General features: G+C 49.5%; 10 protein-coding genes. All 10 read right to left on the bottom strand.

Going from position 1 to position 16,982, the window contains the following annotated elements; all coding sequences use genetic code 11:
* Positions 1-800 precede the first annotated feature (800 nt).
* Positions 801-2,660, bottom strand: a complete 1,860-nt coding sequence (locus tag J7E85_RS13005; protein ID WP_215158402.1) for a glycoside hydrolase family 35 protein — start codon at positions 2,658-2,660, stop codon at positions 801-803.
* A gap of 37 nt (positions 2,661-2,697) precedes the next feature.
* Positions 2,698-3,957 carry an alpha-L-fucosidase gene (locus J7E85_RS13000; protein WP_215158400.1) on the bottom strand — a complete coding sequence of 420 codons (1,260 nt, stop codon included), beginning with the start codon at positions 3,955-3,957 and terminating at the stop codon, positions 2,698-2,700.
* A gap of 75 nt (positions 3,958-4,032) precedes the next feature.
* Complete coding sequence (locus J7E85_RS12995) at positions 4,033-6,384, bottom strand: glycoside hydrolase family 95 protein (protein ID WP_215158398.1); 2,352 nt, start codon at positions 6,382-6,384, stop codon at positions 4,033-4,035.
* A gap of 122 nt (positions 6,385-6,506) precedes the next feature.
* On the bottom strand, positions 6,507-7,889 hold the full coding sequence (locus tag J7E85_RS12990) for an ABC transporter substrate-binding protein (RefSeq protein ID WP_215158396.1): 1,383 nt from the start codon (positions 7,887-7,889) through the stop codon (positions 6,507-6,509).
* Positions 7,890-8,041: 152 nt separating this feature from the next.
* The gene (locus tag J7E85_RS12985; RefSeq protein ID WP_483311316.1) at positions 8,042-8,878 is read right to left on the bottom strand and encodes a carbohydrate ABC transporter permease; all 837 of its coding nucleotides are present in this window, start codon (positions 8,876-8,878) and stop codon (positions 8,042-8,044) included.
* A gap of 18 nt (positions 8,879-8,896) precedes the next feature.
* Positions 8,897-9,817, bottom strand: coding sequence for a carbohydrate ABC transporter permease (locus J7E85_RS12980; RefSeq protein ID WP_076326113.1), 921 nt, complete (start codon positions 9,815-9,817; stop codon positions 8,897-8,899).
* A gap of 292 nt (positions 9,818-10,109) precedes the next feature.
* Positions 10,110-11,699, bottom strand: a complete 1,590-nt coding sequence (locus J7E85_RS12975; RefSeq protein WP_215158392.1) for a response regulator transcription factor — start codon at positions 11,697-11,699, stop codon at positions 10,110-10,112.
* Positions 11,696-13,420, bottom strand: coding sequence for a sensor histidine kinase (locus tag J7E85_RS12970; protein WP_215158390.1), 1,725 nt, complete (start codon positions 13,418-13,420; stop codon positions 11,696-11,698). Before J7E85_RS12970 ends, J7E85_RS12975 begins: the two co-directional genes overlap by 4 nt.
* A 68-nt stretch (positions 13,421-13,488) precedes the next feature.
* Entirely contained in the window at positions 13,489-15,657 is a 2,169-nt protein-coding gene (locus J7E85_RS12965) for an alginate lyase family protein (RefSeq protein ID WP_215158388.1), read from the bottom strand.
* Positions 15,647-16,768, bottom strand: coding sequence for a glycoside hydrolase family 88 protein (locus tag J7E85_RS12960; protein ID WP_215158386.1), 1,122 nt, complete (start codon positions 16,766-16,768; stop codon positions 15,647-15,649). Before J7E85_RS12960 ends, J7E85_RS12965 begins: the two co-directional genes overlap by 11 nt.
* Positions 16,769-16,982: the final 214 nt, after the last annotated feature.

The following is a 16,982-nucleotide window of genomic DNA, read 5'->3' as shown; positions in this document are numbered from 1 at the left end:
CCTTCCGGCTCAATACCCGCATCAGGCCATGTGTTACTTGTAATCTTACTTAGTTGAAAAAATAGGAAGGTGGAGGATTTTGACCGAAAGCGTATACATTTCTGACATTGTCCTGGACTCCTGTTCGGGCACATACGTTAAAGGGGGTGTCCCAAAAGATCTTAGATCTTGCGGGAGGCCCTAGAAGACGCTCCATGTACGAATCATTCCTACCATCGCTGTTGCCCCCACATTTCTTTGAATGGTTCTGAGCAAGGACGAAATGTGGGGGCAAAGGCGAGCGCTGTCGCTTGTCCGGAATCGATTCGTCCTCTCCGCTACGCCGTGCAGATTGCTTACTTTTAGACGCTAAAAAACCGTTCTTTGGTAAAATGGAGGTGCTACCGAGAATTACGTCAAATTGGAACAGAACTTTGTGGACGGCACCAAGATCGAAGCGAATGCCAACCGCTATACGTTCGTCTGGGGCAAAGCGGTCGTCAAGCACAAAGCGAAGCTCTAGGAGAAGGTCCAGACATTGTTTTCGACCATCGCCGTGGCTAAAGAAACAGGAGGAGCATGAACGAGGGAAAGTGAGCCTGGAGGTCGGGTGGCTTTCAACTTCCCATAATTTGTCTCAAGAAGGCGCCAATGATCAAAACAGAAGCCATAGCGGTGTGAGAATAACATCCTGAGCACCGCCATGGCTTTATTTGACACACTTTCTGTTTATGGGAGCCGTACGTCAAGCAACTAAATCTACTCTTGGGACGGCCCCTTGTTGAACTCGACGAACTGTACAATATCCGTGTCTGTATGGACTATTTGTCTTCTCCGTCCTGTACGAAATTGAGCACAGCTTCGTCCACAGCAGCGGTCTGTCCGAGGTCCGGTTGATCTGACAGTTCTACTTCGCAAGATTCGGGACGGCCATGCAGTTCAAATAGAACCAGTTCGTTTTCCCCTTTACGCAATAAAGGGCCGGGAATATATAACGCCCACTGCGGCCCCGCCTTCCAGTACCGGCCCAGATTGAAGCCATTGATCCAGGCGACACCTTTAGTCCAGCCATCGAAGCGAAGAAACGTATCCCCGATGTCCTCCACCTGAAAATGTCCGCGGTAAAATCCGGGCAGGTCTGCGTTTTCCGATTCCGACGTGGACAGCTCTTCTTGCTCCATCTGCCCATCATCCGTAACCGGTTTATACGTGAGTGATGCCAGCATTTCCGGCTCCAGCGGTAGGGTCCGGATCGTCCAGTCATACAAGAACTGGTTATCGATTCTCACGCCTTCCGTGATTCCCTTGGGATCACGGATAAGCGGCCCATAATTGATCCGGCCCATGTTCTCGACGAGAATATCGAGCCTTGCTCCGTTTGCGGGAACGGTAATATCGAGCGGCTCTGAATTCCAACGTTCGATCACGCCGAGCGGCCGACCGTCCAGAAATACCTGGGCGCGATCTCGAACCTCCTGAATATGCAGCTGCTGTCCTTGCCGCGGTCCCTGAAGAAATGTGCTGTACAATATAAAGCCATAGGACTGTCCGAATTTTTCCATCGGCTGGATGCATACGCTTAGTATGGGTTCTGAGAGATGCTTTAGATTGGCATCCGTCAACAGACCGGCCATTTCAGACAAAGCGACTTTTCCGTAGGCTATCTTTGGAACGGGCTCAGGGAAGACACAACCCGGCGCAAAACCATGCTTGCTGAGCACCAACCGGACCGCCTCATATTTCTCCGTCTTATCCCCCCATTCCGTCAAAGGGGCATCATAATCGTAGCTTGTCGTCGTTGGCTCATATGTAATTAGGTGATTCGCCCCACTGTAAAAGCCGAAATTGGTTCCACCATGGAACATATACATATTTATCGAGGAGCCCTTCTCGAGCATTTCATCCAGTACGCCGGCGACATCCGCTGCATCCCGCACATGATGGTCCTCCATCCAGTGATCAAACCAGCCGTTCCAGAATTCCATGACCATCAGCGGCTCTTCCGTACGATATTCCCGGTATTTGCGGAAGGATTCTTCTACCCGGGAACCGAAATTCACAGTCGCGTGCACATCGTCAAGTGACCCGCCTAGCAGCATTTCGTCGGTTGGCCCGTCGGAGGTAAAGAGAAGCACATCAACGCCTCGCCGCACCAGTCCTGCGCGCAAATACTCCAGATAAGCGTGATCGTTGCCGTAACTACCGTATTCATTCTCGACCTGAACGGCCAGAATCGGCCCTCCGTGTGTGGACAGCAGCGGAACCAGTCTCGGGATCAACTCGTCGTAATAATGATCCACCTTGCTCAAATAGAGCGGGTCACTGCAACGAAGCCGGACTTCTCCATAACCAAGCAGCCAGCCTGGCAAACCTCCAAATTCCCATTCCGCACAGATGAACGGGCTTGGTCTGACAATGACGTGCAGGCCCAATTTCCCGGCTAATTCGATAAACGATACGACGTCGGCCATATGGCTAAAGTTAAATTCCCCTTCCTTGGGTTCATGTACATTCCAGGCAATATAAGTTTCAACGGTATTGAATCCGCAAGCCTTTAATTTTAATAGCCTGTCCTCCCAATATTCAGGAACTACCCGGAAATAGTGAATCGCTCCCGATATAATCCGGTACGGCTGCCCGTTCAATAAATATCGTCCATTCTTCCAAGTAAGCATGCCCATTACGACTCTCCTCCACTTTATAGTTAAAATACAAGGTTTATTGCCCGAAGCGATAAACCGCCATTTTTTTAATTTTGGGACTTGCGGCCGATCCCAGTACCCGCAAACGCACCTTGTCCGCAGATACTGGAGAGAACGCATCGATTTTCTTGTGACCGATCGCGCTGCCGCGTGTAAGCTCGAACCACTCTCCATCGATGAAGGCTTCCAGCACATATTGACTTACCCGTTCCCCGTAAGCAATTTCCTCCATCACAACGGCATGATCAATCCCACATACTTGTGGAAGGGTCAACTCAACGACTTCTCCCGATCCCGAGCTTTCGGCCAGGGCATACCCAAACCACTGCTCGATCTTTCTGCCAAATTCCAGAAGCCGCTTTACATCGGTCTCTGGAAGCAGCCCCTGATAGTCTGGAGCGACATTGAGCAGTAAGGTCGCCCCATGTCCAACCGACCGATAATAGATTTCCATTAACTGATCAACAGACAACAGCAGGTGTTCTTCGTCTGGATGCCAGAACCAGCGGTCTTTACGGATAGGGACATCGCATTCCGCGGGCACCCAGCCCGGCGTCTCCGGCAGCCACCTCAGCGATTCTTCGCTAAACATGCTGCCCCGCGAAGAATCGGCCGTGTTCCAGCAAGGATACGGAGCTACGCCATCCTCATTGCCGACCCAACGGATCGTGGGCGCACCCATATTAAACACCATGGCGCTGGGCTGATACTTTTTAACGAGATCCATGATTCGAGGCCAGTCATATTCGCGGCCTTCCGACCCCGCGCCGTCAAACCAAATTTCCACAAGCGGACCATAGCCAGACAAGAGTTCTTCCAATTGTCTGCAATAAAAGTCATCATACTTTTGCGGGTCGGCATAACACGGCTCATGCCTGTCCCAAGGGGATACATAAATACCGAAGCCGATCCCTTCCTCCCGGCAAGCATCTGCGCATTCTTTTACGACATCGCCCCGCCCATCCTTCCACGGGCTCGAGGCTACGGAGTAATCCGTTGTCGCCGTCGGCCACAGGCAAAAGCCGTCATGGTGCTTGGCCGTCAATATGAAATAACGGAATCCCGCTTCCTTCGCGGACCTGACCCACTGTTTGGCATCCAGGCGGTCCGGATTAAACAAAGCCGGATCATCCTTCCCTTCCCCCCATTCCTGGTCACAGAACGTATTGATTCCAAAATGGCAGAACATCCCGAGCTCCATGTCCTGCCAGGCTAGCTGCTCTGGGGTCGGCAAAGCCGCAAGATAATCCGTATGCTGCTTCAAATCATCATTCATCTTTATTCACTCCCTCTCACATGAGTATTGCTTCAGTATGAAACTTGGATCCAACTCAGTAAATAACATGGTTCATTATCTTTTTAATGCAATCTGATAGGTCTCTCCCCCCTCAGCCGCAAACGTATATTGATAACCCAAGCCTGAGCTTAGGCATGTTATAGGTACAGGAACATGCGTGGAATCAAGTATTTCAAGCTGCTGCCCGCTAAATAAAACACAATCCCGGAAATTCTCCGAATAAATCTCAGCCGCTTCAAGCTTGCCTTCTTTCCAGCTAATATTTACTGTATAACCGCCTCTAGCACGCAGTCCCTTCACCGAACCACTTGCCCATGAGGACGGCAGAGCAGGAAGCAAACGAACTTCGCCGCCATGGGATTGCAGCAACATCTCCTGGATCGCGGCCGCTCCGCCGAAATTGGCATCAATTTGAAAAGGGGGATGGTCACCGAACAAATTCGGATGTACTGCCTTGACCAGCAGCTCGCGAAGACTGTCATGCGCTTTCTCTCCCTCGCCAAGTCTTGACCAGAAATTCGTGATCCACGCTTGACTCCAACCGGTATGTCCTCCGCCATTCTTCAAGCGCCGTTCCAGCGTTGCCTTGGCAGCCTCCCCTAACTCGGGCATTTGATGAGGGATAATCTGTTCTCCCGGGTGAAGAGCGAATAAATGGGAGATATGGCGATGACCCGGCTCAAACTCTTCATAATCAACAGCCCATTCCATGACCTGCCCGTATCGGCCGATTTGAGGCTGAGGAAGCTTCGCCCGCGTACCACTCCATTGTCTACTCCATTCCTCATCCAGCTCCAGAATCTCCGCTGCTTCAATACAGGCGGTAAACAACGCATATAAAATTTGTGAATCCATCGAAGGACCAGAGCATAAGGAACCGATCTGTCCTTTCTCATTAATATAGCTGTTCTCCGGTGAGAGCGAAGGCGAAGTAACCAGATAACCGTTTTCATCAAAAACAAGAAAATCAAGAAAGAACAAGGAAGCCTCCTTCAGGACTGGATAAGCCCGTTCACGCAGGAATGACTCTGACAGGCTATAGCGGTAATGCTCCCATAAATGCAGTGCCAGCCATGCCCCGCCCATCGGCCAGAAAATAGCGGGTGTCCATGCTCCAAACAAGCCGCTCTCTGCCCACAGATTTGATGAAGTGTGCGCCGTAAAACCTCTCGCCCCATACAGAGATGTCGCAGTCTTCCGCCCGTTTATGACCAAACGATCGATAAAATCGAACAATGGCTCGTGACATTCCGGCAGATTACCTGTCTCGGCAATCCAATAGTTCATCTGCAAATTAATGTTCAGATGATAATCACTCTCCCAGGGTGGCGTGAAACTCTCATTCCAAATTCCCTGCAAATTGGCAGGTAAACTCCCAGGTCTCGAGCTTGCCATCAGTAAATAACGACCATATTGATAGAACAACGCCTCAAGCCCAGGATCATTCACCCCTTGCCGATAAAGCTGTAGTCTCTCCGAAGTAGACCTATCAACAAGTGCATCTTCTGCCTCTGAAGGGCCCTCTTCCGTTACCGGAGTTATCCATGTATCAGCCGCTTCAATTTCCAGACTTACTCGTTCAAATAAAGCATAATGATCAGCAATATGCTCATCCAGCAATGAGCCATATGGAAGCAATACAGCGGATTCCGCTTGTCGCAGCGCCTCCCGGTACGGGTCATCACAGCGAAACGATGTTTGAGCGGCGAGCAGCAAAGTAACGACATCGGCAGACTGGATATTGAGGTAATTGCCAACCGTTTGACACTTGCCGCCAATCGTATAAGCATGAAGTACTGCCGCGTATTTAACACCATCCGGCCCACATATGCCCTCCATCGCCAATGTACGTTCATTTTCTCGCTTTATGTTACCATCGAAGGGTCGCCTGCTTAACCGGGCTGATAAATGAATAGCTGCAGGTTCCGATGCGGAAATACGAACGACAATCACTTGATGAACAGCACTAGCAAAGACTTCCCGATCATAGAGAATACCGTTCTCTTCCCAGCTTACGGAAGCAACGCCCGTCCTCAGATTCAGCTCCCGCCTGTAATGATTAACTTCTGACGTGCCGGATTTGAACTGAAGCAGCAGATCTCCGAGCGGCTGGTAAGGTCCAAAGTATTGCGGAGCATTCGTAAAATGTGTAAGCGCCAACTGCTCCCCCTCTCGCAGCTCCCCACAGTGAAGAAGAGATCTGATATCATCCAGCTTTTCTAACGCCTCTGGATTGTCATGCTGTTTCGGTCCGCCATACCATACGGAATCTTCATTCAAACCAATCCGCTCGGTGGACACACCGCCAAATACCATCGCTCCGAGTCTCCCGTTGCCGACGGGAAAAGCCTCCGTCCAGACCTGTGCAGGCCGTCGTTCTACAAGCTTTCTATTATCGTTGATCATCGCTCTGCTCCTATTTTTGAGTATCACAATAGAATAAGGGCTGCCTCAGATGTATGATCACTGAAGACAGCCCTTCCAATCAATAGCTAAGCATCAACCTTGCGGTTTCTATCAAGGCCCGATTATTTAACAACGCCTTTTTCGTTGATGAGCTTCGTTGCTTCGTCAACCATCCATTTCTGAACTTCATCAATCGGCTCATTGCTAAGCATGAATTTCGCAAAGCCGTCATCAATGATTTTGGTCAATTCCGAGGTAGCTGTCACCATGACTTTTGCTGCATCAAGATACTGGATTTCATCGCTAAACAGCGTATATTTCAATGAATCCATATCGTACTTATCCTCTTTACCGGCAACTAGCTTCGTCAACAATTCTTCATTATTCGCCTTCTTGTAACCAGAGAACTCAGGTCTGTTGTCCGAATCGGCAGTTGTCATGAATCTCATAAGCTGGAAGGAAGCTTCCTTGTTGGAGGAATTGGCGCCCATCGCCAGCATACTGCCGCTCGTGAAGTATTTTCCTTCATACTCTTTAGGCTCCCAGCCAGCAGGAGGCACAGGTACAGGAGCGAAGGCTGTTTTGAAATCATGCGGATATTGATCGGTATTGCCTGGATCCGCTATCGTAAAGTTGCCTGTAAGAATCATAGCGGCTTCTTCATTGAAAAATTCAGTACGGTAGTTCAGCTTCGCGGCAAGTACGTCACTGTAAGGTTTGGCCGACTTGTCCGTCTCCTCCATATCTTTGCGGAGCTGGAAGAAATACTTGTAAGTCGGATCCGACAGAATGGTAGTTCCATCCTCATATACGAACGGATCTTTCATCATGGTTTGCGCCGGAGCATTCATATAAAGCTCCCACGTATGGAAGTAAGACCCATAACGCTTGTCAACGCCTTCGCCCTTAGTCAGCTTTTTGGAATAATCGCGGTAATCATCCCAAGTCCAGCCGAATTTCGGAACTTCAAGTCCCGCTTCATCCAGAGCATTCTTGTTGAGCATCACATAGTTCATGCTCTTGGTGTACTGCATGCCATAATACTTGTCATCTACCTTGGCATTTACGAAGTACTCGTCTTCCGGAACCAGACTTTCTTGCTCATAGAACTCGTTCAGGGGAGCAAGAGCTCCGCGTGTAGCCCGTTCGAGAACTCCGCCCAAGCTTGGGAATTGAATAACGTCGATCGCTTCACCGGAGGAGATCAGGAAATCAAGCTTTTTCAACATTTCCACGGAATCGCCCGGAACCAGAACCACGTGTTCGACCTTGATATTCGGATTCTGATCCATGAATTCCTGGAGCATGGCGTCCGTACCCGCCTGTTGAGCTTCGTTATCCCAGTTGTAATACTTGACGGTGACCTGCTTGTCCGCCTGACCGCTTCCGCCGTCCTTGCTGGCACCCGTTTCTGACCCGGAATTCCCGCAGCCGCTTAATACCAGGGTGCTCGCCAGGATCGTGCTAAGAATGACGGATAATCTGTGTTTGCTTTTTTTCTTCATCTTACTTCCCCCTGCACAGATAAATTAGTTGTCGTGCTGTTTTCATGTTCATTATAGGCACCAGCAAGGCCGATCAAGTGCAAAATTTTGAGGTTCTAGGATTACATTTTTGACTTTTATGAAAACTTCTGATTTTCACTTTAGACTTAGTATCAACCTTTTACCCCGCCTAAAGCAATGCCGTTTATGACCTGCTTTTGCAATGCGATAAACACAATGACCAGCGGAATGATCGCCGATACAGCCGCCGTCATCATAATGGCATAGTTGTTGGTGTAGTCATCGCGGAACAGCGTCATACCCAGCGGAATGGTGTACAAGTCCTTGTCCAGCAAGAAGATCAACGGATTCTGGTAATCGTTCCAGGTCCAAATGAATTTAATAATCGCTACTGTAGCAAGCACAGGCTTGCAGAGCGGAACCATAATGGAAGCAAATGTCCGCAGATGACCCGCTCCGTCAATTCTGGCCGCTTCCAAGTATTCATCACTGATCCCGATCATAAACTGACGCAGCAGGAACGTGAAGTAGATTGAGAACATGCTCATGAATATGATGGCCGCATGTGTATTGTAGAGACCAAACCAGCGAATGAGCAGAAATCGCGGAATCAGCGTCGCCTGATCCGGAATGATCATGAACGAGAGCAAGGCCATAAAGACGAGATTCCGTCCTTTGAATCGAATCTTTGTCAGCGCATAAGCTGCCATGGATGAGATAATCAGCGTGATTAAGGTCGTAATAATCGCTATTTTAAAAGAATTAAAGTAGAAATCATAGAAGGGAACTCTTCCCATCCAGACCATCTTGAAATTGTACGCCAGATTCACCTTTTCCGGTATCCATTGAATCGGGAATCGCATAACATCCTTCTCATATTTGAAAGCCGCGGAAATCATCCAGATGAGCGGAACGAGAAACACGATGGACAATGCCCCCATGATAAGGGTGATTATCACTTTGGACACGTTTTTTCGAAGCAGCTGCATGTACATTCCTCTCCCTCCTTATTCTTCATTTCTCATTTTCCAGGTAAGCGCGGTAATCAGACCGATAATCGCGAACAGCAACCAGGAAATGGCCGAAGCGTATCCCATATTGTAGTATTTAAAGCCTTCCTCATAGATGCGGAATACAAGCACGGTAGAAGAATTGTTCGGGCCGCCTTCCGTTAAAAAGGCGATGATGTCGAACACTTTAAACGAGCCAATCAACATCGTAATCAACAGGAAGAAGGTCGTCGGGCGGAGCATCGGAACCGTGATCGCAAAAAACTTTTTGATCGAACTGGCACCGTCAATATCCGCCGCTTCGTAAATTTCATTCGAAATGTTCGTGAGCCCAGCCATGTAGATTATGATCGTGTAGCCCAGGCCCGCCCAGGAACTGATAATCGAAATCGCCAAGAGCGACGTTTTCGGATCGACCAGCCATTTCGGCGGACTGCTGATCCCGATGTCCATCAGAAACTGGTTGATCGGCCCCAGCGATGGGTGGAATAATGCGCTCCACACCGCAGCAACTGCGATGATCGAAGAGATATAAGGAATAAAGAACGCGACTTTAAAATAACTCTTGAAGAACACGCTGTTGTGAATCAATACCGAAAGCACCAAGGCGATCGCAATCGGAATCGGCACCGTAAGAACCATATAAATCAAGTTGTTCTTTATCGCTTGCATAATGGTTGGATCATGGAACATCTTGATGAAATTATCCAGTCCGGTAAATTCGATACCCTGGACACCCGACAGCATATCCCAATCGGATAAGCTCAAATACAAAGAAAATCCAAGGGCAAATACGTTTAATAGCAGCATTCCGACGATTTCCGGGGCCAGAAAGAGCCACCCGATCAAAGCCTCTTTCCGCTTGGGGGTCCAAAACTTCCGTCGGCTCTTGGGCACAGGTTGTTGTACAGCCTCCATGTAGCATCACCTCAACAATTTGTAAGTTGTCATTATAGTAATACATCCGCTATCGGCAAGAAGGAGGGATTATGACCAGCCATGTGCAAGATTTTGACCTAAAAAAAGCCTCACAAAGTGGAGCCTATGCTTCGATGCTGATTCCAAATACTTTGCGGGGACCCCAAAACATATAAATGCAAATACATTATTGCTTGCGCTTCGCTTAAACTCATACATTCTAAAATCATAAAAAACCGCCCTTGTCGGGCGGCTTACTGCTGTATATGTTAATTGAACTGTAGCGGTCCACTTATTTTCGCGCGGTGTACTTCGCTTTATATTCGCTCGGCGTGGTCCCCACGTATTTTTTAAACACTTTTGAAAAATACGTCCGATCCGAATAACCTAATCCCATAGCAAGAGACTCCAGATTTTGTCCAGACATTCTGAGCATTTTGGTAGCCATCTTCATTTTGTACTGATGCACGTAATCCGTGAAGGTCAACCCCGTCATCCGTTTGAAATATCGCGAAAAATAGCTCGGATTCAAGAACAGATAGCGTGCCATATCGATCGACGTGATGTTATCGTCAAGATGCTGATCGATATATTGCTGGATCACCTGCAGCTTCGGCTCATTCGGGGAGCTTCCTACTCCCGTTTGCCGGGTTCCAATAATCTGGATCAGCTTTCTCTCCACCAGTTCCATCATATCCTCCAAGGTGCGAGCTAAAGCAAGATAGGCAAACAGATCCTCATCGAATTTCAGACTGGAGAACATCAGCTCGATACCGCGTAGCATGGAGGAAAGGTCCCTGGCAAAGTCGTTCGGATCAATCGACAGCTCTTTTGCGGTCCCGGCGATCTTCTGAAGCGCAGCGCGTATTCCGTCGAGATCCTGCTTGATGAGCATCCGTTCGATCTCTGAAACGTAGCTGTCAAGAAACCCCTGTGGCGCAGCTTGAAACCACCGCGACCTTATTTGCGAAATTTCGGATATCGTATAGTCGGTATTTGCGTAAAACTCGCACTTGCCATGGAGAATTTCCTGATAGATGGAACCAATCGAGCTTAATTCCATTTTGTCTGTGACCGCGATAACGTTTGGTTGAATTTTGAGAAAGTGAACGCACTGGTAACACAGCCGCTGCAAATAATTATGAAGATTCAAGCTGGCATTCTGTGCGAGATTTACCCTAAAGTTATGCAGAATCACAATGTTCCCCTGCTCCATGAACGGCGTAATTCCTTCATACGATTCGGACAATTCCGTCGCGATATTGTAGACAGCGTATAAAATCAGTGGAAATTCTGTTTGTCTGAAACGCTTGTCAAAGCTGGACAGTTGAATGCTGACCAGTCCCAGCATAAACCACGGATACGTCCAAGAGATGCCGATCTGTGCCGCATAAGCCAAAGTAGCTTCGGACGGTGAGCCATTGATTACCCTTTGCAGCAAATCCTGCCGAAAGAGCTGGCTGTTGTAACTCGCCGCCTCGCGATTAATCAGACCGGCCCGCGTCTTTAACAAGTGCATGGATTTGCCAAGACTCTGCTCCAACTGCTCAGCTGTAAGCTGATCCTTGATCAAATAATCATCCGCTTGCAACTTTACGGCTTGCTGGGCGTAATGAAAATCCTCATGACAGGTCAGGAAGATAATCCGAACCTCCGGCTTCACGCGAATAAAGTGGTCCGCCAACTCAATGCCGTTTTTTTGCGGCAGTCCGATATCCGTAATGACAATATCCGGACGTAATTCCTCAAACATATGCAGCGCTTTCGCACTGGAATACGTACTGCCAGCAATCTGCAGATTGTTTGCCTCCCAGTCAATCATCTGTTGCAGTACCTTGAGCATAGGAACATCATCGTCTATGAGCATTACTCTATACATCATTCTTCCTCTCCCTCCGGTAAAAAAACATGATGATGACTTTGGGGCAAATACAGTGAAACTGACATTCCACCCTGCGGAAGGTTGGCGAGTGTCAAACTCGCTTCCGGTCCGAAGGTCAATCGGAGTCTTTGGACGATGTTCATTAGACCCACTCTCTCATAAGCTCCATCCTGCTCGCCGCTTGGTTTTCCCAGCCTACGGTTCAGACATTGGAGCATATCTTCATCGGCCCCGAAGCCATTGTCTGTAATCTCAATTCGGACTCCGTCCGGATTGCTTCGGGAACGGATCTCAATGCGTGGAGTCTGATGATCGACAAGCCCGTGGACGATGGCATTCTCAACGACAGGCTGCAAAATAAGCTTCGGCAAAATGAGCCCCTCGGTTTCCGGATCCAGATCAACCTCTAAATGAAGCGGGATTTCATTGCGGATTTTCATAATGTCGACATAATGGCCCAGCAGCTTGCATTCCTCGCGTAAAGTGGCCGGCTCATTGACCTTGAGATAGGCTCGGAGCAAACTCATCAGTGAATCTATAATTCCGCTGTGAAGCGTATCCTTCGTCAAGATCAAGCTGCATTTGATCGAATTCAGCGTGTTAATCAAAAAATGAGGGCGAATTTGCATAAACAAGGCTTCGAGCTCCATCACCCGCTTCTGTTCCTGCTCCTGTTCGATATCGTGAATCAGCCGCTGTAATTGATCGAGCATCGTATTCAGCGTCTGCCCCAATTCGGCGATATCATCCTTGCCCTTGACCTCCAGTCTGACATCCAGGTTTCCCATTCCGAACTGGCGTACAACCCGCTGCAGCTTGAGAATCGGACTGTGCAGCCTTTTGGCGATCAGGATGGACATCCCGGAGAAAACGAGAAACAGCAGAATAACCCCGGCTAGACCGGTATAAAAAGTCCGGGAGATTTGCCCCGACCACTCTTTCTCCGAAGCCTCATAGGCCAGCTTCCAGTTCGATTTCAAAATGGTCCTGTCCGTTCGGACACTGCCCTTAGTCTCCGTATGATTCGGGATTAGCCCCGAATCGCCTGCGATGAATTCCCCGGTTGTATCAAAGAGCGCCACCTTGCCAAAGTCGACCGTACCAAGCAGCCTGTTGAAGTACGTATCGGAAATGGCGCTGAGCAATACGGACACTTGCCTCTTCTCGCGGCTGTCATAAATGACCCTGGCGATATAGTAACTTTTCCCCTTCCCTGCCGAGTCGCCGCCCGCCATCCCAAGCCATTGCAGGCTTTCCGGTTTATTGAGATCGACGCGCTGCATCAGCTTGTCGACACTTCCGTTAATGGCGGTCAAATCCTCCGTGCCGGAAGAGATGACGAAATGCTGACGGTTGACCAAGTACATGCGGACGTTATTATTCAGCGGCTTGGAGTTAATCAGGGAAAACACATCCTGAATTTGTCTAAAATGCACATAATCCTGATAAGTAGCCAGCCGTTTTGTGTCTGCAAATGACTTCAGGATATTGCGAACATTCGTATCGTTCACGATAAAATGGGAAGCAAACGTTACATCGTCAATTGTTTTGCTCAGCTCATCCGTCATGACGTTCAGGAAATTCTCGTTGCTGAGCTGCAGCTTCTCTACCATCGTATCCCGGATCAGAACAAACGAAATGATAGAAACCGCAATCAGCGGAATAAAGATCAGCAAAAGAAACGACAGCTGGATGCGTTTGTAGTAGGTGAATTTGAACATTTTTCTCTGCGCCTCTCTTATGCTATTGTCCTCTTTATTCTATCAGTCCTCTGTGCCGGAAGCATTCATTAAATGATTACGGTTACTTGCTTATTTCTGCCTTGGACGGTCATCAGCACAATCTCTCCGAAGATCTGCATGTCCTCCACCACGTAAGAATCATAATGACCGGATGGCGCACGGTGACTAACAACGAGAATAAACTCCTCTTCCATACCCGGGAGCTGAACCCCGCATGCCTCAGCTTGCCCGTCATGAACCCGTTCGCCCGTATGACGATATACAGGTACCTTACGGACTCGCGGAGCGGCTGTTTCGCCTGGACGATGAGGATAAAGCACCTGCATGATGCTGATCAAACCTTTCCCTGTCCGGGAGTAGGCCGCATTCGCATTAGGTTCCAGCAGGTTATATTCACGGGAGATCACGCCCTCGCCCACTTCCGCACGCAGGCCGTCTGTGGTTACGGGGATGATGGATAGATTCGCTTCCCCAAGGGTGTTTGTACGGCAAATCAATGATTCCGCTTCCATCAAGGCTTCTCCTGGAGGGTGCGGAAAATGAAAATGCTGAGTAAAGGTATGCTGCTCAAGGCACACCAAGCTGTCGATCAGCAGCCAATAATACGGCTTGATAAAGATGATCCTTCTGCGCGGATACAACGGCTCATTCCCATAGAGATAGCCGTCATGCGCCCCCTCGACATAATCAAACTCCGGCCTGCTGATCCATTTGCAGCCTAGTGGCCCGGCAATCCGGTCGAAAGACCAGGTGTCCTTGACCCCGGTAAACCCGATTCCGTCAACGACCGTTGTGTTATGGGCCGAGCTCTCCTTTAATGCTTTTCTCAGCGGTGTATGATCGCTATAGTTGTACCTTCCAAGATCAGTGAGCAGATCACGGCCGTAGGCATGGAGATCAATATGCAGCATATCGGCGTGCCCGTGGCCTCCCCCGAGCGGACCGCAGTGAAAATAAAGGTACAGCGCTTCTTCGTCCCAGCCCGTTCGCATCGTATAATGACCGGAATGGGTAAATGCTCTGCTCAGGTATAGCGGCTCCGAGGGAACCATTGCTTTGTAATCACGGATTCCCTCTATGCCGAACAGCCAGGCATTATCATAATCCGGCCGAGCATTTCCGCCAAAGCGCAAAACGGAATCGCCAAACAGCCACGCGGCATAGGTCAGAATGGAACGGATATCACTGTCGTCGCTATCTCCCAGCATCGGCTGCCTGTGATTCGGCTTCGCCCAGTACAGAGAGGCTCTGGCCATATCGCGGACCGTACGACGAAATGAACCGTCAAGCTCCACCCCGTTGAGATTGGCAAGGTGAACGCAGTCAAGATAACAAGCCAGTACCTCATGATGGTACGTTGGCGATTGCTCCCAGTGAATGCCATCCGCCATGATCTGAAGCCTAGCCGTTTCTTTCAGTCTCTCTTCCCCCAATTCCCGCCACCGTGCCGACTTACGGAATTCGGGGAAGAACAGTGCAATATGGTATAAACCGCAAGTCTCCAGGACACCCCAGTTGCTGATATGCTTCCAGCTGGTGAAGGAAGCGGCCAGATACTCCCCGTGCTCATGAAGCGAAATCAGCACTTTACAAAGCAGCGACGGAGTCAGGGATGGACTGCCGATCATGTATCGAAGTGCCTTGATCCAGTTCGCGCTGCGCAGGCCTGCTTCGATCGGGCGCCATGTCAACGTATCCGTCGTAGGTTCTTCGGGGACTGGATTCCGCTGTATCCAGTCTTCAAGCTGATTGCAAAGCACCCCGGCATACATCTCATCGCCTGTCATTGCATACGCTTGTCCTAATGCCACCCAATAGCGGTGGCGATTCAGCATATAAGCCCACTCCACGTCTTGATCGGGAATATGGCACCAGTCTATATCACCGTCAAATGTGACGGGCACTACACTACGTTCCATATCCCATGGAAAGCGGAACAGGAACGTCTGCCGCACCACCTCATCCGCTGTCATCATCACCGTTTCCAGTTCATCTGCACAGTATTGCTTCACATATTCCGTAACTTTTTGCTTATCCTCACTGCTCGTCCACCATCCGGGTGTCCTCCGACAAGAGAAGTACTTGTGCAGCTTACTCAGTATATCGTGCCGTTGACCTTGGTCGTCTGCATCTTGCATCGGACGCATAGCGGGATCCTCCAGATTCAAAACCGCTAAAACGGCATCCACCGAAGCTTCCGTAGCATCAGCGTTCATACCAGTACCCCTTGCTGCCGTTCTCCATCCGAATCAAAGCTTCCAGGTAAAAATAATCCCCCCAGATCATGAAATCATCCGGGGACAATCCGCCGCGCACATGATAAGAGCCATGCTGCAGCAGGCCCTCCGTCTCTTGGCCGATCGTGGAGTAATTTCGTACCAACGAGGTCATGGAATCCTTCAGACCTTGTTCAAAGTCGGCTCTTTCGGGATCCTCCTCCTCCAGATGTCCAATCAGTTCCAGCAAGCCTGCTGCCACAATGGCGGAGGCCGAGCTGTCGCGATAAGTCTCGGCGGTTACGGGAGCATTAAAGTCCCAAAGGGCGACATGATCCCCCGGTAAGTGCGCAAGGAAATATCTCGCCATTCTTTTAGAAGTATCGAGGTATACATGATCTCCTGTATAATGATAAGCCAGTGCGAAGCCGTATACCCCCCAGGCTTGTCCCCGCGTCCATGTCGACCCGTTCGTATAACCTTGATGCGTGGCACCTCCGATCGGCTCCCCGGTATGCGGATCAAAGAAGAAGGTGTGGTATGAACTGTCGTCTCCCCGCACCAGATAACGCCTTGTCTTATCCGCCTGCATGATTGCTATTTCCCGATATACCGGATTGCCGGTTTGCTGTCCCGCCCAGAACAAGAGCGGCAGATTCATCAAACAATCGATAATGATGCGGCCACCCTCCTGTTCATCCCCTTCAGGACCCCAGGCTTGAATATATCCTCCGCCCGGACGCCAGCGTTTCAGCAGCAAGTCCGCAGCATGAAGTGTCAACTGGCGGGCACTTTCGTCCTTATCAACGATCCATTCCGCTTTGGAGGACAAGGAATACAGAAATCCGATATCGTGATGATCCAGCACCCTCTTATCCGCAAAGCGTTGGCGGAAATCTTCTACGGTTCGCACAGCCCCCAATCTGAAGGCCTCGTCACCTGTGTATTCATAACATAGCCAGAGAAGGCCGCTCCAGAAGCCGTTCGTCCAGTCGTCATTGTCATTCAGCAAATAAGCTCCGTCCCTGCTGACGTGGGGAAATCTTGTCCCGAAAGTATCCATGTTCTTCCGAATTTTCTCTACGGCGTCTTTAATCGCACTGCTCCACATAACCTCTTGCTCCCTTCAAATCGATCATGATTACGATTCATGATAAGGAGAGTCACCCCGTTCTTGTAGAGCCGATTTTTGCCTTGATGTGCAATATTTTGACTTTCGGGTCCCTAGGGCGGTAAAAATGGAACAAGCCTATTCCTTTTCGCTCGAATCCAACTAAAAAAAGAGTCCCAAAAGATCTTAGATCTTGCCGGAAGCCCCTTCTTGC

This window comes from Paenibacillus sp. ISL-20 (genome assembly GCF_018613005.1).
GTDB lineage: Bacteria > Bacillota > Bacilli > Paenibacillales > Paenibacillaceae > Paenibacillus_AQ.
This window is presented reverse-complemented; position numbering and strand designations above follow the sequence as displayed.

Bases quoted from the DNA above. Each gene is read 5' to 3' on its own strand.
- J7E85_RS13005 (WP_215158402.1), bottom strand. From the start codon at position 2,660: ATGGGCATGCTTACTTGGAAGAATGGACGATATTTATTGAACGGGCAG.
- J7E85_RS13000 (WP_215158400.1), bottom strand. From the start codon at position 3,957: ATGAATGATGATTTGAAGCAGCATACGGATTATCTTGCGGCTTTGCCG.
- J7E85_RS12995 (WP_215158398.1), bottom strand. From the start codon at position 6,384: ATGATCAACGATAATAGAAAGCTTGTAGAACGACGGCCTGCACAGGTC.
- J7E85_RS12990 (WP_215158396.1), bottom strand. From the start codon at position 7,889: ATGAAGAAAAAAAGCAAACACAGATTATCCGTCATTCTTAGCACGATC.
- J7E85_RS12985 (WP_483311316.1), bottom strand. From the start codon at position 8,878: ATGCAGCTGCTTCGAAAAAACGTGTCCAAAGTGATAATCACCCTTATC.
- J7E85_RS12980 (WP_076326113.1), bottom strand. From the start codon at position 9,817: ATGGAGGCTGTACAACAACCTGTGCCCAAGAGCCGACGGAAGTTTTGG.
- J7E85_RS12975 (WP_215158392.1), bottom strand. From the start codon at position 11,699: ATGATGTATAGAGTAATGCTCATAGACGATGATGTTCCTATGCTCAAG.
- J7E85_RS12970 (WP_215158390.1), bottom strand. From the start codon at position 13,420: ATGTTCAAATTCACCTACTACAAACGCATCCAGCTGTCGTTTCTTTTG.
- J7E85_RS12965 (WP_215158388.1), bottom strand. From the start codon at position 15,657: ATGAACGCTGATGCTACGGAAGCTTCGGTGGATGCCGTTTTAGCGGTT.
- J7E85_RS12960 (WP_215158386.1), bottom strand. From the start codon at position 16,768: ATGTGGAGCAGTGCGATTAAAGACGCCGTAGAGAAAATTCGGAAGAAC.